This is a genomic window from Streptomyces sp. NPDC127098 (assembly GCF_042722465.1).
Taxonomy (GTDB): Bacteria; Actinomycetota; Actinomycetes; order Streptomycetales; family Streptomycetaceae; genus Streptomyces; species Streptomyces millisiae.
Map to the genome: position 1 here is coordinate 17,574 of NZ_JBHXFJ010000075.1, position 19,289 is coordinate 36,862.

The 19,289-nt window shown below is 72.3% G+C and carries 15 protein-coding genes; 2 read left to right on the top strand and 13 right to left on the bottom strand.

Annotation, left to right across the window (positions count from 1 at the left end; all coding sequences use genetic code 11):
- Positions 1-123: 123 nt before the first annotated feature.
- Positions 124-2,757, top strand: coding sequence for a family 78 glycoside hydrolase catalytic domain (locus ACFWI8_RS31645; RefSeq protein ID WP_387098596.1), 2,634 nt, complete (start codon positions 124-126; stop codon positions 2,755-2,757).
- 47 nt (positions 2,758-2,804) lie between these two features.
- Here ACFWI8_RS31645 and ACFWI8_RS31650 read toward each other — a convergent pair whose 3' ends face one another.
- From ACFWI8_RS31650 to ACFWI8_RS31665, 4 genes are all read right to left on the bottom strand, one after another.
- Positions 2,805-4,403 (bottom strand): Na+/H+ antiporter, encoded by a 1,599-nt coding sequence (locus ACFWI8_RS31650; RefSeq protein ID WP_387098598.1) that lies wholly within the window; start codon positions 4,401-4,403, stop codon positions 2,805-2,807.
- Positions 4,404-4,417: 14 nt separating this feature from the next.
- A complete protein-coding gene (locus ACFWI8_RS31655; RefSeq protein ID WP_387098600.1) occupies positions 4,418-5,368 on the bottom strand; it encodes an RluA family pseudouridine synthase in 951 nt (316 codons plus the stop codon).
- A 25-nt stretch (positions 5,369-5,393) separates the two neighbouring features.
- On the bottom strand, positions 5,394-6,014 hold the full coding sequence (gene lspA / locus ACFWI8_RS31660; protein ID WP_387098602.1) for a signal peptidase II: 621 nt from the start codon (positions 6,012-6,014) through the stop codon (positions 5,394-5,396).
- Between the two features lie 65 nt (positions 6,015-6,079).
- Positions 6,080-6,790: a TraR/DksA family transcriptional regulator gene (locus ACFWI8_RS31665; RefSeq protein WP_387098604.1), complete on the bottom strand. Its 711-nt coding sequence runs from the start codon at positions 6,788-6,790 to the stop codon at positions 6,080-6,082.
- 456 nt (positions 6,791-7,246) lie between these two features.
- On the opposite strand from ACFWI8_RS31665, the gene ileS reads away from it, so the two are divergent.
- Entirely contained in the window at positions 7,247-10,387 is a 3,141-nt protein-coding gene (ileS, locus tag ACFWI8_RS31670; RefSeq protein ID WP_387098606.1) for an isoleucine--tRNA ligase, read from the top strand.
- A gap of 87 nt (positions 10,388-10,474) precedes the next feature.
- On the opposite strand, the gene ACFWI8_RS31675 is transcribed toward ileS, so the two are convergent.
- The 9 genes from ACFWI8_RS31675 to ftsW all read right to left on the bottom strand — a co-directional run.
- Positions 10,475-11,734, bottom strand: a complete 1,260-nt coding sequence (locus ACFWI8_RS31675; protein ID WP_387098608.1) for a DivIVA domain-containing protein — start codon at positions 11,732-11,734, stop codon at positions 10,475-10,477.
- A 49-nt stretch (positions 11,735-11,783) separates the two neighbouring features.
- Complete coding sequence (locus ACFWI8_RS31680; protein ID WP_132929912.1) at positions 11,784-12,068, bottom strand: YggT family protein; 285 nt, start codon at positions 12,066-12,068, stop codon at positions 11,784-11,786.
- 73 nt (positions 12,069-12,141) lie between these two features.
- Positions 12,142-12,765 carry a cell division protein SepF gene (locus tag ACFWI8_RS31685; RefSeq protein ID WP_387098611.1) on the bottom strand — a complete coding sequence of 208 codons (624 nt, stop codon included), beginning with the start codon at positions 12,763-12,765 and terminating at the stop codon, positions 12,142-12,144.
- 122 nt (positions 12,766-12,887) lie between these two features.
- Entirely contained in the window at positions 12,888-13,613 is a 726-nt protein-coding gene (locus ACFWI8_RS31690) for a YggS family pyridoxal phosphate-dependent enzyme (protein ID WP_387098613.1), read from the bottom strand.
- 50 nt (positions 13,614-13,663) lie between these two features.
- Positions 13,664-14,395 (bottom strand): peptidoglycan editing factor PgeF, encoded by a 732-nt coding sequence (gene pgeF, locus ACFWI8_RS31695; protein WP_387098615.1) that lies wholly within the window; start codon positions 14,393-14,395, stop codon positions 13,664-13,666.
- Between the two features lie 58 nt (positions 14,396-14,453).
- Positions 14,454-15,713: a cell division protein FtsZ gene (ftsZ, locus tag ACFWI8_RS31700; protein WP_387098617.1), complete on the bottom strand. Its 1,260-nt coding sequence runs from the start codon at positions 15,711-15,713 to the stop codon at positions 14,454-14,456.
- A 303-nt stretch (positions 15,714-16,016) separates the two neighbouring features.
- Complete coding sequence (locus ACFWI8_RS31705; RefSeq protein ID WP_387098619.1) at positions 16,017-16,826, bottom strand: cell division protein FtsQ/DivIB; 810 nt, start codon at positions 16,824-16,826, stop codon at positions 16,017-16,019.
- Between the two features lie 32 nt (positions 16,827-16,858).
- Positions 16,859-17,950 (bottom strand): undecaprenyldiphospho-muramoylpentapeptide beta-N-acetylglucosaminyltransferase, encoded by a 1,092-nt coding sequence (gene murG / locus ACFWI8_RS31710; protein ID WP_387098621.1) that lies wholly within the window; start codon positions 17,948-17,950, stop codon positions 16,859-16,861.
- Between the two features lie 6 nt (positions 17,951-17,956).
- A partial coding sequence (gene ftsW / locus ACFWI8_RS31715; protein WP_387098623.1) for a putative lipid II flippase FtsW occupies positions 17,957-19,289 on the bottom strand: 1,333 nt, incomplete at its 5' end.

A 19,289-nucleotide genomic window follows, 5' to 3' on the forward strand; every position in this document is an offset into this window, starting at 1 on the left:
TGTCAATCCCTCCGGCGCCGGTGAGATGCCACACAGAAGCCGAGGTGAGGAGGCGCTATTGAAACGTGTCATCATCCATTACCGTTGCGTTCCGCCACGTTGAGCGAAAGGACAGGACGCCCGATGGTCGTTCCCAGCCCGCCCCGTTTCGAGCACCATCGGGAAGCCCTGGGTATCGGAGAACCGACGCCCCGACTGTCCTGGAAGACCGTCGCGCCGCCCGGCTGGCGGCAGGCCGCGTACGAACTCCGGATCGCCCGGGGGGAGGACGTCTGGCACAGCGGGCGCGTGGAGTCACCCGACTCGGTCCTGGTGCCGTGGCCGGACCGCCCGCTGACCGCGCGCGAGACGGCCACGGTGTGGGTGCGGCTGTGGGGTGGGCACGACGACGAGCCGGGTGCCTGGAGCGAACCCGGCACGGTCGAGGCCGGGCTGCTCTCCCCGGACGACTGGACCGCGGTGCCGGTCGGCGGCGGCTGGCCGGAGGACCCCGAGTCGGACACGCGGCGCCCCGCACGGGTCCGCCGGGAGTTCCACGCCACGGCCCGCCCCCGCTCGGCTCGCCTCTACGTCACCGCCCACGGGCTCTACGAGGTGGAACTGAACGGCCGTCGGGTCGGCGACGACGCCCTGTCCCCGGGGTGGACCCCGTACGACCAGCGGCTGCGCTACCACACCTACGACGTCACCGACCTCGTCACGGCCGGTCCGAACGCCATCGGCGCCTGGCTCGGCGACGGCTGGTACCGGGGACGACTCGGCTGGAACGGCGGCTTCCGGAACCTCTACGGCTCCGACCTCTCCCTCATCGCGCAGCTCGAACTGCGCTACGAGGACGGCACGCTCCAGACCGTGGCGACCGACGCCACGTGGCGGGCGGCGGTCGGTCCGATCCTGCACTCGGGGCTCTACGACGGTGAGTGCCACGACACCCGCGCCGAGACCCCCGGCTGGTCCTCCCCCCACCACGACGACAGCTCCTGGTCGCCGGTGCGCGTCGGCTCGCGCGACCCACGCACCCTCGTGGCCCCGCAGGGCCCGCCGGTGCGGTGCACGGAGGAGGTGGCGCCGGTCGCGGTGCTGACGGCGCCGAGCGGGGCGCTGGTCCTGGACTTCGGGCAGAACCTCGTGGGCCGGCTCCGGATCACCGTGGCCGGCACCGGAGCCCGCGGCAGCGAGATCACCATCAGGACCGCGGAGGTGCTGCAGGAGGGCGAGATCTACACCCGCCCGTTGCGGGGCGCCAGGTCCACGGACCGCTACGTGGTGCGCGGCGACGCGCGGGAGACCTGGGAACCGCGCTTCACCATCCACGGATTCCGCTACGCGCGGATCGACGGCTGGCCAGGAGACCTGGAGGCGGCGGCGCTGCGGGGCGACGTCGTGGCGCGCGTCCACCACACGGACATGGCGCGGACCGGCTGGTTCACCTCGTCGAACGAACTCGTCAACCGCCTGCACGAGAACGTCGTGTGGGGCATGCGCGGCAACTTCGTCAGCATCCCGACCGACTGCCCGCAACGCGACGAACGCGTCGGCTGGACCGGTGACATCCAGGTCTTCGCGCCGACCGCGAGCTTCCTGTACGACGTCTCCGGCATGCTGGCGGGCTGGCTGCGGGACGTGGCCGCGGAACAGCTGCCCGACGGCACGGTGCCCTGGTACGTGCCCGTCATCCCGGCGCACGAGCGATGGACTCCCATCCGCCCTGGGGCGGTGTGGGGCGACGTCGCGGTTCTCACCCCCTGGGTGCTGTACGAGCGCTTCGGGGACGCGGGCCTGCTGCGGGACCAGTACGGGTCGGCGAGGAAGTGGGTGGACCTGGTCGACCGGCTGGCGGGCGACGACCACCTGTGGAACGAGGGCTTCCAGCTCGGGGACTGGTTGGACCCGACGGCGCCCCCGCAGGACCCGGCCGCGGCCAGGACCGACCGGTACCTCGTCGCCACGGCCTACTTCGCGCGCTCGGCCCGGCGGCTGGCGGACATCGCCGAGGTGCTGGGTGAGCAGGCCGACGCCGAGCACTACGCCGCGCTGGCCGCCCGGGTGCGGGACGCGTTCGCGACCGCGTACGTGCGGCCCGACGGCCGCATGACCAGCGACTCGCAGACGGCCTACGCCCTGGCGATCGTGTTCGGGCTGATACCGGACGAGCAACGCCGGGCGGCGGCGGGCCGGCGCCTCGTCGAGCTGGTCGCCGAGGCGCGCAACCGGGTCGCCACGGGCTTCGCGGGCACCAACATCATCTGCGACGCGCTGACGGAGGTGGGCGCCGTCGACACCGCCTACGACCTGCTGCTCGAGGAGGAGTGCCCCTCCTGGCTGTACGCGGTCCGCCAGGGCGCCACCACCGTCTGGGAGCGGTGGGACAGCCTGCTGCCGGACGGCACCGTGAACCCCGGCACGATGACCTCGTTCAACCACTACGCCCTGGGCTCCGTCGCCGACTGGCTGCACCGGGTGGTGGCCGGGATGCGGGCCACCGCGCCCGGGTACCGCAGCGTCCTCTTCCGCCCGTGGCCGCGCCGCGGGTTCACGCACGCCGGGGCCCGGCACGAGACGCCGTACGGGCTCACCTCGATCGAGTGGCGGCTGGTCGGGGACGAGTTGCGGGTGACGGTCGTGCTGCCCACCGGTGCCGACGGCGTCGTGGAGCTGCCGGGCCAGGAGCCGGTCGCGGTGCTGAGCGGCCAACACCACTTCCACGTCCGTTACGACGCCGCCCCGCTCGACGCGGGGCCGGACGAGGGGCGCTGACCGGCCGCGGCCGGGTCCGACCGATCGACGGGGCGAGGGGGCGACGGCTACGGGCCCCCGTGGTGCGGCATGCTGCGCTGGTCGAGCTCGCGCAGCACCCGGTCCACCACCTCGGGGTCGGCGCCCGGCTCGCGGCGTGCCTCGAGCACCTCGTGGCGGGCCGCGGACAGCAGCTCACCGTAGAGGCTGTGCAGCTGCCGCAGCCGGTGGACCCTCGCCCGCACGGTCTCCCTGCGCTCCTCCTGGGCCACCCGTGGGGAGATCCGGGCGCCGATGTCGTATGCCCGCTTGGCGAGCGCGTCGATCAGCTCCTCGGGCACGTCGGGGCGTGACTCGATCTCCCGCAGCCGCCGCTTGGCCGCCTTGGCGGCGCGCACCGCGAGCTCGTGCTCCAGGCGCTCCTCGGCCGAGGTGTCGGCCTCGACGCCGAGCCGGCCGGCCAGCCAGGGCAGGGTCAGCCCCTGGATCAGCAGGGTGCCGATGACCGCGGCGAAGGCCACGAAGACGATGGCGTCCCGCTCGGGGAAGTCGCCGCCGCCGTCCACCTCGAACGGCAGGGCGAGGACCAGCGCCACGGTCACCACCCCGCGGATCCCGGCCCACCATATGACCATGGTCTCGCGCCAGGTGAGCGGGATCTCCTCGACGTAGTCGGGCCGGTGCAGCCGCCTGGCCACCCAGGCGGCGGGGAGCAGCCAGAGCAGCCTGACCACGACCAGCGTCGCCAGCACGAGCGCGGCGGCCGGCAGCAGCTCTCGCCAGCGGTCGGTGACGGTGCCGAAGACCACGCTGAGCTCCAGGCCGATCAGCCCGAAGGCGATGCCCGTGACCAGGGTGTCGATCACGGCCCAGAAGCTCCGGCCGGTGATCCGCCCCGAGACGTCGTCGGGGTCGGCGGCCCAGTCGGCGAGGAAGAGGGCGCACACCAGCACGGCGAGCACTCCCGAGCCGCGCAGCTCCTCGGCGAGGGTGTAGGAGGCGAAGGGCACGAGCACGCTGAGCCCGGTGCGCAGGGTGGCGTCCCCCAGCAGGTCGAGCAGCCTGGCCGTGGCCCAGCCGAGCACCAGGCCGACGACGATCGCCACCACGGCCGACAGCACCAGCTCGGCGCCGGCGCCGAGGGCGGAGAACGAGCCGCTCACGGCCGCCGCGACGGCCACGTGGTACAGGGTGATGGCGGTGACGTCGTTGAACAGGCCCTCGCCCTCCAGGATGGACACCATCCGGCGGGGCAGCCCGATCCGGCCGGCCACCGCCGTGGCGGCGACCGGGTCGGGCGGGGCGACCAGCGCGCCGAGCGCGATCGCCGGGGCCAGCGGCAGACCGGGCACCACCAGCTGCGCCACGGCGGCCACGGCCGCGGTGGTGACGAAGACCAGGGCGACCGCGAGCAGCAGGATCGGTCTGACGTTGGCGAGGAACTGCCGCCAGGAGGTGCGCTGGGCCGCCGCGTACAGCAGTGGGGGCAGCACCAGCGGCAGGATCAGCTCGGGCGGGAACTCGATCGCCGGCACGAACGGCAGGATGGCGAGCACCCCGCCGAGCAGCGTCATCAGCACCGGCGACGGCACCGCCCACCGGTCGCCGAGCGGCACGGTCAGCACGGCGCCGAGGCCCAGCACGAAGAGCAGGGTGAGCTGGCCCATGACAGCTCCCTCCGTCAGGCGCTCTCCGCCCGCAGCGCCTCGAGCGCGAACCGCAGGTCCTCGGGGTAGTCGCTGGTGAACTCCGCCCACTGCCCGTCGGCGGGGTGGGTGAAGCCGAGCCGCACGGCGTGCAGCCACTGGCGGCCCAGCTTGAGGCGGCGGGCCAGCGTCGGGTCGGCGCCGTAGGTGAGGTCGCCGACGCAGGGGTGGCGGTGCGCCGCCATGTGCACCCGGATCTGGTGGGTGCGGCCGGTCTCCAGCTTGATGTCGAGCAGGCTGGCGGCGCGGAACGCCTCGATCAGGTCGTAGTGGGTGACGGACGGCTTGCCGTCGGCGGTGACGGCCCACTTGTAGTCGTGCTGCGGGTGCCGGCCGATGGGCGCGTCGATGGTGCCGCTGAGCGGGTCGGGGTGGCCCTGGACCAGCGCGTGGTACCGCTTGTCGACGGTGCGGTCCCGGAACTGCTGCTTGAGCAGCGAGTAGGCGCGCTCCGACTTGGCGACCGCCATCAGTCCCGAGGTGCCGACGTCGAGCCGGTGCACGATGCCCTGCCGCTCGGCGGCGCCCGAGGTCGCGATGCGGTAGCCGGCGGCGGCCAGGCCGCCGATGACGGTGGGGCCGCTCCAGCCCGGGCTCGGGTGGGCGGCGACGCCGACCGGCTTGTCGACGACCACGAGGTCGTCGTCGTCGTGCACGATCACCATGCCCTCGACCGGCTCGGCCACCACCCGGATCGGCGTGGGCGGCGGGGGCATCTCGACCTCGATCCAGGAACCGCCGGTCACCCGCTCCGACTTGCCGACCTCCGCGCCGTCCAGTCTGACCTTGCCGGCGGCGGCCAGCTCGGCCGCCTTGGTCCTGGAGAAGCCCAGCATGCGGGCGAGGGCGGCGTCGACGCGCTCCCCCTCAAGGCCCTCCGGTACGGGCAGTGCGCGGATCTCGGGGGTTTCGGGAAGCGTGCTCACCTGATCGAGTATGCCGGACGGCGGGTCAGTCCCGGTGCACGGAGCCGTCCGGATCGAGGCCGCGGAAGGAGAGCAGCACGATCAGGAAGCCGCCGCAGACGATGGCCGAGTCGGCCAGGTTGAACACCGCGAAGTTCTGCGGCGCGATGAAGTCGACGACGTGCCCCTGGAGGGCGCCGGGCGACCGGAAGATCCGGTCGGTGAGGTTGCCGAGGGCGCCGCCGAGCAGCAGCCCGAGCGCGATGGCCCACGGGGTGCTGTACAGCCGGCGGGCGAGCCGGATGATGACCACGATCACGGCGGCCGCGATGCAGGTGAAGACGATGGTGAAGGCGGAGCCGATGCCGAAGGCCGCGCCGGCGTTGCGGACGGCCTCGAAGCGGAGCCAGTCGCCGATGACGTCGATGCTCCTGGGCGGCGTGGGGTTCTCCAGGTACTCGACCGCGAGGATCTTGGTGATCAGGTCGAGGGCGTAGGCGAAGGCCGCCACGCAGGCGACCACGGCGATCCGCCGCCGGCCCCGGTCGGCGGGGACCCCCTCGTCCTCCTCGACCGACTCCACCTCGGCCGATTCATCCGGTTTGCCCGGCTCATCGGCCGTGGGGCGCTCGTCCGGTGTCTCGATGATCCGCTCCGCCTCGCTCACGGGAATGAGGGTACGACACTCCAGTGCGACAAACGTCAGCCTGAGTCGATCCGCCCGGACGGGACCTAGAACCGCCGCTCCTGCTTCTGCTTGCAGTCGACGCACAGGGTGGCCCTGGGGAACGCCTGCATCCTGGCCTTGCCGATCGGCCGCCCGCAGTTCTCGCATAGGCCGTAGGTGCCGGCGTCGATGCGCTGCAGCGCCCGCTCCGTCTGGTACAGCATCTCGCGGGCGTTGGTGGCCAGGGCCATCTCGTGCTCGCGGGTGACGTTCATGGTGCCGGTGTCCGCCTGGTCGTCGCCCGCGCCGTCGCCGGAGTCCCGCATCAGGCCGGTCAGGGCGGCCTCGGCGGCGGCGATCTCGGCGCGCAGCCGCTCGGCGTCGGCGGCGAGCTCGCCGCGGGCCTCGGCCACCTCCTCCGGGGTCCAGGGGTCCTCGCCGCTGCGCACCGCGAGGTCACCGGGCGCGGCGGTGGCCGAGACGCGGGCCTGGGGCACCGCAGCGCCGCCGTCCACCGTGTCCACCGGGGCGTCCTTCGTGGTGCTCTTCTTCGCTGCCACCTTCTTGGCTCCCGTCTTCCCTGCCGTCGTGCGCTTGGCGGTCGTGGTGCGCTTGCTGCTGCTGGTGGTGCCGGTGGTTCGCTCGGCGGCGGGCTCGGCCCCGGCGGCCTTCTTCGCCGCGCGCCTGCCGCTCGTGGCCTTCTTGGCGGCCCCCGACCGCCGCTCGTCGTCCTGCTGCGCCGTCGCCTGCTGTGTGGTCTTCTTCGCTGCCACCATGGCGGCGGCCCCTTCACATAGTGTGATCTTGCTCGCGAATCGTGACCGGAACGATAAATCGACTCCCCGCGCGCGGCAACGAGGGCGCGCCGGTCTCCAAGCGTTGTGCCCCGCCCGGCCCCGGGATAACCGGTCGTCGCGCCCCGGCCGCGCCCCGTACACTGGCCGGAGCGACAGGCGTTGAAGGGGACGAGTAGCGTCGGCCGGCAGCCGTGAGCGACCTGGGGACGGTGTGAGCCCAGGGGCGTGCGCGGCGTGAAGATCACCCCCGAGTCGTCGGAAGAAAGCCCCCGGCCCCGGCCGGACACGGCGAGTAGACCCGGCAGTCGCGGCCCAATGAGTGGGCCGAGGTCACCGCCAGCAGAGGCGGGCCCGGCCAAGGAGGGTGGTACCGCGGGAGCGCTCGCTCTCGTCCCTCCGACGGAGAACGCAGAGTGTGTGTCCGCCGGAGGACCGATGACGCAGTACCGCCACGTACCGGCCCAGGTCGACCTGCCAGCGCTCGAGCACGAGGTGCTCGACCTCTGGCAGCGGAACCAGACCTTCGCCCGCAGCCTCGACCAGTCCAAGGGTCGCCCCGAGTGGGTGCTCTTCGAGGGCCCACCCACGGCCAACGGCATGCCGGGCGCCCACCACATCGAGGCCCGCGTCTTCAAGGACGTGTTCCCCCGCTTCCGCACCATGCGCGGCTACCACGTCCCCCGCAAGGCCGGCTGGGACTGCCACGGCCTGCCGGTCGAGCTGGCCGTCGAGAAGGAGCTCGGCTTCAGCGGCAAGCCGGACATCGAGGCGTACGGCATCGCGGAGTTCAACGCCAGGTGCCGTGAGTCCGTCACCCGGCACACCGACGCCTTCGCCGAGCTGACCCGGCGCATGGGGTACTGGGTCGACCTGGACGAGGCCTACCGCACCATGGACCCGGAGTACATCGAGTCCGTGTGGTGGTCGCTGAAGCAGATCTTCGACAAGGGCCTGCTCGGGCAGGACCACCGGGTCGCCCCCTGGTGCCCGCGCTGCGAGACCGGCCTCTCCGACCACGAGCTGGCCCAGGGCTACGAGACGGTCGTCGACCCCTCGGTCTACGTCCGGCTGCCGCTGCGCTCCGGGCCGCTGGCCGGCGAGGCCGCGCTGCTCGTGTGGACCACCACACCCTGGACCCTGGTCTCCAACACGGCGGTCGCCGTCAACCCCGACGTCACCTACGCCGTCGCCACCGACGGCACCGACCGCCTCGTGGTCGCCGAGGCCCTGCTCGACAAGGCGCTGGGCGAGGGCTGGTCGGCCACCGGGCAGACCTTCACCGGCCGCGAGATGGAGCGCTGGGCCTACCAGCGCCCCTTCGAGCTGGTCGACTTCGGCGACACCGAGGCCCACTTCGTGGTGCTCGCCGACTACGTCACCACCGAGGACGGCACGGGCCTGGTCCACCAGGCCCCGGCCTTCGGCGAGGACGACCTGCTGACCTGCCGCGGCTACGGGCTGCCGATGGTCAACCCGGTCCGCACCGACGGCACGTTCGAGGCGGAGCTGCCGCTGGTCGGCGGCCAGTTCTTCAAGAAGGCCGACGAGGCGCTGGTGGCGGACCTGGCCGAGCGCGGCCTGCTCTTCCGGCACGTCGCCTACGAGCACAGCTACCCGCACTGCTGGCGCTGCCACACCCCGCTGCTCTACTACGCACAGCCCTCCTGGTACATCCGCACCACCCGGGTCAAGGAGGCCCTGCTGCGGGAGAACGAGGCGACCAACTGGTTCCCCGACTCCGTCAAGCACGGCCGGTACGGCGAGTGGCTCAACAACAATGTGGACTGGGCGCTCTCCCGGAACCGCTACTGGGGCACCCCGCTGCCCATCTGGCGCTGCGCGGAGGACCACCTGACCTGCGTGGGCTCGCTGGCCGAGCTGAGCGAGCTGACCGGCGCCGACCAGTCGGGCCTCGACCCGCACCGGCCGTTCATCGACGAGGTCACCTTCGGCTGCCCGGCCGAGGGCTGCTCGCTGACCGCCACCCGGGTCCCCGAGGTCATCGACGCCTGGTACGACTCGGGCTCCATGCCCTTCGCCCAGTGGGGGTACCCGCACCGCAACCGCGAGGAGTTCGAGCGCCAGTACCCGGCCCAGTACATCTGCGAGGCCATCGACCAGACCCGCGGCTGGTTCTACACGATGATGGCCGTCGGCACCCTGGTCTTCGACCGCTCCTCCTACGAGAACGTGGTCTGCCTCGGCCACATCCTCGCCGAGGACGGCCGCAAGATGTCCAAGCACCTGGGCAACATCCTGGAGCCCATCCCGCTGATGGAGCGGCACGGCGCGGACGCGGTCCGCTGGTTCATGGCGGCCAGCGGCTCGCCCTGGTCCGCCCGCCGGGTCGGGCACGGCACCATCCAGGAGGTGGTCCGCAAGACCCTGCTGACCTACTGGAACACCGTGGCCTTCCAGGCCCTGTACGCCCGCACCGGCGGCTGGGCCCCCAGCGACTCGGACCCGGCCCCCGCCGACCGGCCGCTGCTCGACCGCTGGCTGCTCAGCGAGCTCAACGCGCTGGTCGAGGCCGTCACCAAGGCCCTGGAGAGCTACGACACCCAGCGCACGGGCAAGCTGATCTCCACCTTCGTCGACGACCTGTCCAACTGGTACGTGCGGCGCTCGCGCCGCCGCTTCTGGCAGGCCGAGCCGGCCGCGCTGCGCACCCTGCACGAGGTGCTGGAGACCGTGACCCGGCTGATGGCCCCCCTGGTGCCGTTCATCACCGAGCGGGTCTGGCAGGACCTGGTGGTGCCGGTGACCCCGGGCGCCGCCGACTCGGTGCACCTGACCGACTGGCCGGAGGCCGACCCGGCGCTGGTCGACCCCGACCTGTCCAGCGACATGCTGCTGGTGCGGCGCCTCGTCGAGCTCGGCCGGGCCACCCGCGCCGAGTCGGGCGTGAAGACCCGCCAGCCGCTCTCCCGGGCGCTGGTCGCCGCGCAGGGCTTCGAACTGCTCGGGGACGACCTGCGGGAGCAGATCGCCGAGGAGCTCAACGTGGCGGGCCTCGCCGCGCTCTCCGACATGGGCGACTCCCTCGTCGACACCACGGCCAAGGCGAACTTCCGGGCGCTGGGCCGTCGCTTCGGCAAGGGCACCCAGCCGGTGGCCAGGGCCATCGCCGAGGCGGACGCGGCCGAGCTCTCGGCCGCGCTGCGCGCCGGCACGGCCTTCGTCGAGGTCGATGGCGAGCAGGTGCCGCTCAGCCCCGAGGAGGTCATCATCACCGAAACCCCGCGCGAGGGCTGGTCGGTGGCCTCGGACGCGGGCGCCACGGTCGCCCTCGACCTGGAGATCACCCCCGAGCTGCGCCGGGCCGGCCTGGCGCGGGATGTGATCCGGCTGGTCCAGGAGGCCAGGAAGAACAGCGGCCTCGACGTGGTGGACCGGATCGCGGTGCGCTGGACGACCGAGGACCCGGAGCTCACCCGGGCGTTGGCCGACCACCAGGCGCTGATCAGCAGCGAGGTGCTGGCCACCGACTTCGCGGAGGGCGCGGGCGACGAGAGCTTCGGCGCCCCGTTCGGCGACGAGGCCCTGGGCGGCTCCTTCCGGCTCAGGAAGAACTGACGCACGGCGAAAGGGGCGGGGCCCGGATCAACGATCCGGGCCCCGCCCCTGTTCGTGCGCCCTATGCGCCGGCGCGCGTGCGACGCGTCAGTTGTCGTCCTCGTCGATGAGGAAACCGCGCATCGGGGACGGCGCCTGCTGCATCGGCTGCGGGCCCTGCGGCCTGACCGGTGCCATCGGCTGGGTCATGGCCGGCGACATCTGCTGCTGCCCGCCGTAGGAGCCGGGGCCGCCCTGGCCCACGTGGCCCGGGTGACCGCCGTGCGGCGCCAGCCCGGACATCGGCTGACCGCCCATGGACTGCTGACCGCCCATCGGCCCCGGGCCCGTCGGCGCGCCGGCCGAGGCCAGCGAGGGCGAAGGCGAAGGCGGCAGGGACGGCGCGGACGGGGACGGCGTACGCGGCGGGGCGAGCGAGTCGTCGGACTGGCTCTCCAGCTGGCGCAGCTGGCTCTCCAGGTAGGACTTCAGCCGGGTGCGGTACTCGCGCTCGAAGCCACGCAGGTCCTCGACCTTGCGCTCCAGGGTGGCGCGCGCCGACTCGAGGGAGCCCATCGCGACGCGGTGCTTCTCCTGGGCGTCCCGCTCGAGCGCGTCCGCCTTGGCGCGGGCGTCCCGCTCCAGACCCTCGGCGCGGCTGCGCGCCTCACCGACGATCTTGTTGGCCTCGGAACGCGCCTCGGCGATGGCCTGGTCGGCCGTCTGCTGCGCGAGCGACAGCACGCGGGCGGCACTCTCGTTGCCACCGGGCTGCTGCATCTGCGGCGGGCCGCCGAGACCCGGGTTGCCCATGCCGGGCCCACCCATGCCGTGGCCGCCGGGACCCATCGGGCCGCCCTGGCCCATGCCCTGACCCATCGGGCCGCCCTGGCCCATCTGCACGGGACCGCCAGGACCCATCGGGCCGCCCTGGCCCATCTGCCCCGGACCACCGGGACCCATCGGGCCGCCCTGGCCCATCTGCCCCGGACCACCGGGACCCATCGGGCCGCCCTGGCCCATCTGCCCCGGACCGCCAGGCCCACCAGGACCCCCGGGACCCGCGGGCAGCTGTGGAGGGCCGCCCATCTGCTGGGTCTGCGGGCCGCCCTGCGGTCCTGATATGGCGGGCATGGGCCCGCCAGGACGGTCCTGCGGCTCGGGTTTACGCATGTTCTGCTGGTTCTGGGCTGCCGCCCGGGTGGCCGCGGCCAGCTTGGCGCGGAGGTCCTCGTTCTCCCTCAGCAACCTGGTCAGCTCTGCCTCGACCTCGTCGAGGAAGGCATCGACCTCGTCCTCGTCGTAGCCTTCTCGCAGACGGACGGTTGTGAACTGCTTGTTCCGCACGTCCTCGGGGGTCAACGGCATCTCTTCACCTCAACGTGATTCGTCGGCATATCGGCAAGACCGTACTCGTTCACAGCCCGCCCACGACGCTGATCAGGATGTAGACGATGATCATGAGTACGAAGAACGACAGATCAAGCGCCACCCCACCGAACCTCAGGGGAGGGATGACCTTCCGTAGCGCCTTCAGCGGCGGATCGGTGACAGTGTAGGTGGCCTCCAGGGCGACCACCATGGCCTTGCCGGGGTGCCAGGAGCGCGCGAACATGAAGACGTAGTCCATCACCAAACGGAAGAGCAGCAGGCCGAGCAAGCAGTACAAGGCAATCAGGATCACCTGTTGAACGATGCCCATCCTGCCTGTCCCTCTCCCCTGTTCTCATGCCCCGGCCGCTCGGCCGGAACTCGCGCTTCCTGTACTGCTGTCGTCAGCTCTGGTTGAAGAACCCGCCCTCCGCGATGCGGGCCTTGTCCTCCGCCGTTACGTCGACGTTAGCAGGCGACAGCAGGAACACCTTCTGCGTCACCCGCTCGATGCTGCCATGGAGACCGAAGACGAGACCAGCCGCAAAGTCGACAAGTCGCTTTGCGTCCGTGTCATCCATCTCGGTCAGATTCATGATCACCGGGGTCCCCTCGCGGAAGTGTTCCCCGATAGTACGGGCCTCGTTGTACGTCCTGGGGTGGAGCGTGGTGATCCGGTACGGCTCCCGCTCTGACACGACCTTGGGCATGATCACCGGCGCGCTCTTCTCCGCGTTCTGTCGTTCTGATGTGATGGATGACACGGGAGCGATCCTCCCGGGTCGTCTGCTTTCCGCCAGAATCGGAGCGGGTGTTGGCTCCGTCTCGCGCTGGGCCGGCGGGTGGACCACCCGCACCGGCTCCTCGACCCGCTCCCTGCGCGGCGGTTCGTGCGTCTCCTGACGCCGTGGCCGCTCCGGCTCGGGCTCGGGCTCGAACTCGTCATCGGGGCCGTACCCCGGGCGGTCATAGCCGTCGTCCTCCACGAGGCCGAGGTAGACCGCCATCTTGCGCATCGCGCCAGCCATCGACTGCGTCCTCCGCTCTGTGGTGGATCGGCTCCGAACCTCCGGGGCCCTGGATCCACGTAACCTGCCCGAATGCTTCGGGAATGACCATATTTTCGGCTGTGGTCCTTTGCTTGGCGACGTTACCCGAGGGCAGGGCGGACTCCGAGTACCGCGCTGCCTACACGCACGTGTGTCGCCCCGGCGACGATCGCCTCCTCCAGGTCCGCGCTCATCCCCGCCGAGACCATGTTCGCAGCAGGATCGACCCCTCGCAGGTCCCTCGCCAACTCCATCAGCCGCTCGAACGCGGCACCGGGCGACCCCGCGTACGCGCCGGCGAGCGGCGCCACCGTCATCAGCCCGGCCAGGCGCAGCCCGGGCGCGGCCGACAGCGCGGCCGCCAACTCGATGACCCCACCGGGGTCGACGCCGCCCCGGCCGGTGCCCTGGCCGGATTCCTTCTCCAGGGCGACCTGGATCAAACAGCTGAGCGGGGCGCGCTCCCGTTGCGCGACGGCGCGTGAGAGCGCGTCCACCAGGCGCGCGCGATCCACCGAATGCACAAAATCCGCGTAACCGGTCACGGAACGCGCCTTGTTCGTTTGCAACTGCCCCACGAAGTGCCAGGTGAGGGGAAGATCCGCGAGCGCCGCCGCCTTGGCGGCCGCCTCCTGGTCCTTGTTCTCCGCGAAGTCCCGCACGCCGAGCCCGGCGAGCAGCCTGACGTCCTCGGCGGGATAGGTCTTGGTGACGACGATCAGGGTCACGTCGTCCCGGCTGCGCCCCGCCGCGTCACAGGCGCGGGCGATGCGCTCCTCCACCCGGGCGAGGCCGGTAGCCAACTCGATCTCGCGCGCCGGGCGCACGCGCCGCGCATCGGGGGACGTGGGCGCTTCGCCCGGTTCGCGTTCACCACTCACGGGGCGACCCAGACGTAGCTGGCCTGCCGGCCGGTGGTCCGCTCCCGGCGGTAGGAGTAGTGGTCGGCCGACTCCCGGGTGCAGACCGGTGAGAGGACGACGTCCCCGACGCCGAGGTCGGCGAGCTGCCGCCGCACCCCCGCCGGGATGTCGATCGCCGGGGTGCCCTCACGGGTCGTCGCCCCGCTGCCCGGCACCGCGAGATCGGCGGCCTCCCGCATCTCCGCCGGCACCTCGTAGCAGAGGCCGCAGACGGTGGGGCCGGTCCGCGCGAGGATCCGCTCGGGACGCGCCCCGAGTCGGCACATCTCCTCGACGGTCGCCGGCACCACACCGGCCAGCAGCCCCGGGCGCCCGGCGTGCGCCGCGCCCACGATCCCCGCCTCCGGATCGGCGAGCAACACCGGGGTGCAGTCGGCGGTCAGCACCGCGAGCGCGAGGCCCCGGCGCGCCGTGACCATGCCGTCGGCCTCGGGCGGTTCGCCAGCCGGCCACGGTTGGTCGGCCACCGCCACGGCACGGCCGTGCACCTGTCGCATCCAGCGCACCTCGGCCGGGTCGAGGCCGAGCTCCTTCGCCGCGAGCTCCCGGTTGGCCAGCACGGCCGCCGGGTCGTCGCCGACCGCGCCGCCGAGGTTGAGCGTGTCATACGGAGCGGCGCTCACCCCGCCCCACCGGTCGGTGAAGGCGAAGTGGGCGCCGCTGTCCGTGTTCTGTCGATCTATCACGGGTCCATCACGTCGGGCTCACATGGCGGTTCCGACGAACCACCGTCGACACTGTCGGTCACTTCAGGAAGTCGGGGACGTCGAGCTCCTCGACCTGGCCGCCGTCGTACGGGCGGGCCGAGGGCACCTGCGGGGCGCTCTTCGGCGCCTCACGGACGGGCTCCGCCGCCGGCTCGACGCCACCGACCGGCGAGGAGTCCCGGTCGCCGAGCGGGCCCGGGTCGCGGGAGGGCAGGGTGCCGAGGCCGCCGAACGAGAGCCGCTCCGGCTCCGGTTCGGGCGCGGTCCGCTCCTGGCCGAGCGAGGACGAGCCGCTCTCCTCCTTGGAACCGTACGAGCCGAGCACCCGGTCCCTGCTGCGGGCGGGCGGCTGGCCGCCGTCGAAGCCGGCCGCGATCACCGTGACCCGCACCTCGTCGCCGAGGGCGTCGTCGATGACCGCGCCGAAGATGATGTTGGCCTCCGGGTGCGCGGCCTCGCTGACCAGCTGGGCGGCCTCGTTGATCTCGAAGAGACCGAGGTCGGAGCCGCCGGAGATGGAGAGGAGCACGCCGCGGGCGCCGTCGATGGAGGCCTCGAGCAGTGGCGAGGAGATGGCCATCTCGGCGGCGGCCACCGCGCGGTCGTCGCCGCGGGCCGAGCCGATGCCCATCAGGGCGGAACCGGCCTCCGACATCACGGACTTGACGTCGGCGAAGTCGAGGTTGATCAGGCCGGGGGTGGTGATGAGGTCGGTGATGCCCTGGACGCCGGAGAGGAGCACCTGGTCCGCGGACTTGAAGGCGTCGAGGACGCTGACCTGGCGGTCCGAGATGGACAGCAGTCGGTCGTTGGGGATGACGATCAGGGTGTCGACCTCGTCGCGCAGGCTGGCGATGCCGTCCTCCGCCTGGTTCGCCCGGCGTCGGCCCTCGAAGGTGAACGGGCGGGTGACCACGCCGATGGTCAACGCGCCCAGGGACCGAGCGATGTTCGCCACGACCGGAGCGCCGCCGGTGCCGGTGCCGCCGCCCTCGCCCGCGGTGACGAAGACCATGTCGGCCCCCTTGAGGACCTCCTCGATCTCCTCGCGGTGGTCCTCGGCAGCCTTGCGACCCACCTCGGGGTTGGCACCCGCGCCGAGGCCGCGGGTGAGCTCCCGGCCGACGTCGAGCTTGACGTCGGCGTCGCTCATCAGCAGCGCCTGCGCATCGGTGTTGATCGCGATGAACTCGACGCCCTTGAGACCGACCTCGATCATCCGGTTGATGGCGTTCACGCCACCGCCGCCGATGCCGACGACCTTGATGACTGCGAGGTAGTTCTGCGGTGCTGCCACGTCGAAGGCCTCTCGCCTCGATTTACGTGTCGCCGCTCCGCGTGAGCCGCAGTGCGCCGACTGATGCCTGTGGGACGGTAGGGATGACCGCCCCGAACCCTAACGCTTCAGTTTAGGGTTACCCGTGCTTGTCGTTCCCGGGAATCCTAGGAACGGACACTAAGTCGACAAGTGGTACGCGTTCAACGAACACGCCGAACCTCCTGTTTTTCTTTTCACCCTATGTGATCACGCTCCGACCTCGCCAACCAGGGTGTTGGCCTGCGGCGATGGCCCTGTCCCCCGCGCGTTTCCGACGCCTCGTCAATCATTCGAGGCCGCCGGCACGGTGGGCGCGCTGACGTCGAAGTGCCGTGCGTCGCCGGCCGCTTCCATCACCGCCGCGAGCGCTTCCGCCTTCGCCTCCGGCTGCTCGGAACTGCCCCAGACGACGGTGCGGTCCCCGGTCAACTCCAGGGTGATGGAGTCGAAGGAGGAGGCCCTGATGGTTCTGAGGTCCTCGCGCACCGCGTCGGGCAGCGACAGCGCCACGGCCACCGCCTCACGACGGATCCCGTCCTCCCCGAACCGGCGCAGCCCGGGCCCCTCGTCGAGGTCGAGTTCGAGCAGCGGCACCCCGTCGATCGGTTCGGCGACCTCGCCGAACCGGACGCCGTCCTCGTCCACCTCGAGATAGCGGTCACCGACGGGGATCAGCGCCTCCGCCTCCCGCTCCGTCAGCCGCAGGCCCACACCGTGCGGCCAGGCGCGGACCACCTCGACCGACTCCAGCCTCGGCAGCCGGTCGAGCAGCCGGCGCCGGATGGCGTCCTTGTCCAGCGAGATCATCGGGGAGTCGAGCGGCACGCCCGCCGCCTCGAGCACCTGGTCCCGCGTCAGGTTCCGCGGCCCGTCGTCCCGCCAGCGCACCGAGACGTGCTCGATCCGCAGCCAGTCGGAGCCGTAGAACGCCCAGCCGCCGAAGCCGCCGAGGGCGGCCGCGAGCACCGCGAGCACGATGGCGAGGCGACGGCCCGGCAGCCAGCGGCGGCGGCGCGGCGGGCGGGACGAGGGCGGGCCGGGTTCCGACCGCCGTCGGTCCGCTTCACGCTGGGCGGTGGTCGCCTCGGCCACGCTCTCGTCTCCCCGTTCCCGCGCCGACCGGGCTAGGCCCGGCGCGCCGCGATCGCCTCGTACACCATCCCGACCAGCAGGTCGTCGGCGTCCCTGCGACCGAACTCGGCCGCGGCCCGCGACATCGCGAGCAGCCGGCCGGGATCGGTCAGCACCGGCAGGACGTTGCCCCTGACCCACTCCACCGTCAGCTCGGCGTCGTCGACCAGCAGGCCACCGCCGGCCTTCACCAGCGGCTGGGCGTTGAGCCGCTGTTCGCCGTTGCCGATGGGCAGCGGCACATAGGCGGCGGGCAGCCCGACCGCCGACAGTTCGGCGACGGTCATCGCGCCGGCGCGGCAGAGCATCATGTCGGCCGCGGCGTACGCGAGGTCCATGCGGTCCACATACGATAGCGGGATGTAGGGGGGCATTCCCGGCATCGTGTCGACCTGGGGCAGTTCGTTCTTCGGGCCGACCGCGTGCAACACCTGCACCCCGGACCGCTGGAGCACCGGCACCACACTGGCGACGACCTCGTTCAACCGGCGCGCGCCCTGCGAGCCGCCGGAGACGAGCAGGGTGGGCAGGTTGGCGTCGAGGCCGAAGAAGGCGCGGGCCTCGTGCCGGGCGCGGGCCCGGTCGAGGGTGGCGATCGAGCGGCGCAGCGGAATGCCGAGGTACCGGGCGTTGCGCAGCTTGCTGTCAGGCGTCGAGACGGCGACGAAGCGCGTGTAGCGGGCACCGATCCGGTTCGCCAGGCCGGGGCGCGCGTTGGCCTCGTGCACCACGATCGGCACCCGCAGCCGCTTGGCCGCGAGGTAGCCGGGCATGGCCACGTAGCCACCGAAGCCGACCAGGCAGTCGGCCTTGGTGCGCTCCAGGATCTCCTCGGCCGCCTTCACCGTGCCGCGCAGCCTGCCCGGCACGGTGAAGAGCTCGGGGGTCGGTTTACGCGGCAGCGGAACGGCCGGGATCAGGCCGAGCTCGTAGCCCCGCTCGGGCACCAGGCGGGTCTCCAGGCCGCGCTCCGTGCCGAGGGCCGTGATGCCCACGGTGGGATCGCGCCTGCGAAGGGCGTCCGCGAGGGCGAGCGCCGGCTCGATGTGGCCGGCGGTCCCCCCGCCGGCGACGACAACATGCACCGAATTTCACCGCTCTCCGGACGGTGCCGCGACGCGGCGCCGTCTCATCGTCTTCCATCTGTGCCCGGGGTCCCGCGCGGCCAACGCCGCCCTGGCCGACGGCTCGCTGCGCGCGAAGGCGATCAGCAGCCCGACGGCGAACATGGTGGGCAGCAGGGCGGAGCCCCCGTAGGAGAACAGCGGAAGAGGCACCCCGGCGATGGGCAGCAGGCCCAGCACCGCGCCGATGTTGATGACGGTCTGGACCATCAGCCACGCCGTCACCCCTCCCGCGGCATACCTCACGAAGGCATCCTCCGTGCGTCCGGCCACGCGGATACCCGCATAGCCTAGAGCCGCGAAGAGACCGAGGACCGACAGCGTCCCCGCTAGGCCCAGTTCCTCGCCCGTGATGGCGAAGATGAAGTCCGTGTGGGGCTCGGGAAGTTCGCCCCATTTCTCCACGCTGGCCCCCAGTCCCGAGCCGAACCAGCCGCCCGAGGCGAGGGCGTAGATCCCGTGCACGGCCTGCTGGCAACGCTCGGCGTCGCCGGCGCCGAGGCAGGTGATCCGGTCCATCCGGTGCGGGCTGTTGGCGATGAACACGACGCCGAGGACCGCGACCACGGCGAAGGCGCCGCCGAACAGCCGCACCGGCGCGCCGGAGAGCCAGAGCAGCGCGAAGACGACCGCCACCAGGATGACAACCGTGCCCATGTCGCCGCCGACCATCACCAGGCCGCAGACCAGCAGCGCGCCGGGCAGCAGCGGGATCAGCAGGTGCCGCCACTGGGTGAGCAGCCGCAGCTCGCCCTTCCTGGCGAGCAGGTCGGCGCCCCACAGCACGAGGGCCAGCTTGGCGAGCTCGCTCGGCTGGAGCTGGAACGAGCCGCCCACGGCGATCCAGTTGGTGTTGCCGTTGACCGAGACGCCGATGCCCGGCACCTGGACGAGGACCAGCAGGACCACGCCGCCGGCCAGGAACGGATAGGTGAGGGCACGCAGCAGCCGGATCGACATCCGGGACGCGATCAGCAGCAGCACGGCACCGAGCGCGGCGGCGAGCAGCTGCTTGCGGAAGTAGAAGGTGGCCGGCAGGTCCCAGCGGAGCGCCTGGATCTGCGAGGCGGAGAAGACCATCACCAGGCCGAGCAGGGTGAGCAGCAGGCCGGTGCCGAGGACGACGTAGTAGGCCGTCAGCGGGCGGTCCCAGGCGCGCCGCAGCCGGTTGACCGGGCTGGTGCGGGGCGGCCCCTTGGGCCGCGGCGGCCGCCGCGAGCCCTGGGCGGGCGGTCTGGTGCGGCTGCGCGGCGGCGCGCTGCCGCCACGCGCGGCGGCGGGCCGCTGGGCGGTACCGCGG

Excerpts from the sequence above, each read along its gene's own strand:
- ACFWI8_RS31645 (WP_387098596.1), top strand. The coding sequence starts at position 124 with ATGGTCGTTCCCAGCCCGCCCCGTTTCGAGCACCATCGGGAAGCCCTG.
- ACFWI8_RS31650 (WP_387098598.1), bottom strand. The coding sequence starts at position 4,403 with ATGGGCCAGCTCACCCTGCTCTTCGTGCTGGGCCTCGGCGCCGTGCTG.
- ACFWI8_RS31665 (WP_387098604.1), bottom strand. The coding sequence starts at position 6,790 with ATGGTGGCAGCGAAGAAGACCACACAGCAGGCGACGGCGCAGCAGGAC.
- ileS (WP_387098606.1), top strand. The coding sequence starts at position 7,247 with ATGACGCAGTACCGCCACGTACCGGCCCAGGTCGACCTGCCAGCGCTC.
- ACFWI8_RS31675 (WP_387098608.1), bottom strand. The coding sequence starts at position 11,734 with ATGCCGTTGACCCCCGAGGACGTGCGGAACAAGCAGTTCACAACCGTC.
- ACFWI8_RS31680 (WP_132929912.1), bottom strand. The coding sequence starts at position 12,068 with ATGGGCATCGTTCAACAGGTGATCCTGATTGCCTTGTACTGCTTGCTC.
- ACFWI8_RS31685 (WP_387098611.1), bottom strand. The coding sequence starts at position 12,765 with ATGGCTGGCGCGATGCGCAAGATGGCGGTCTACCTCGGCCTCGTGGAG.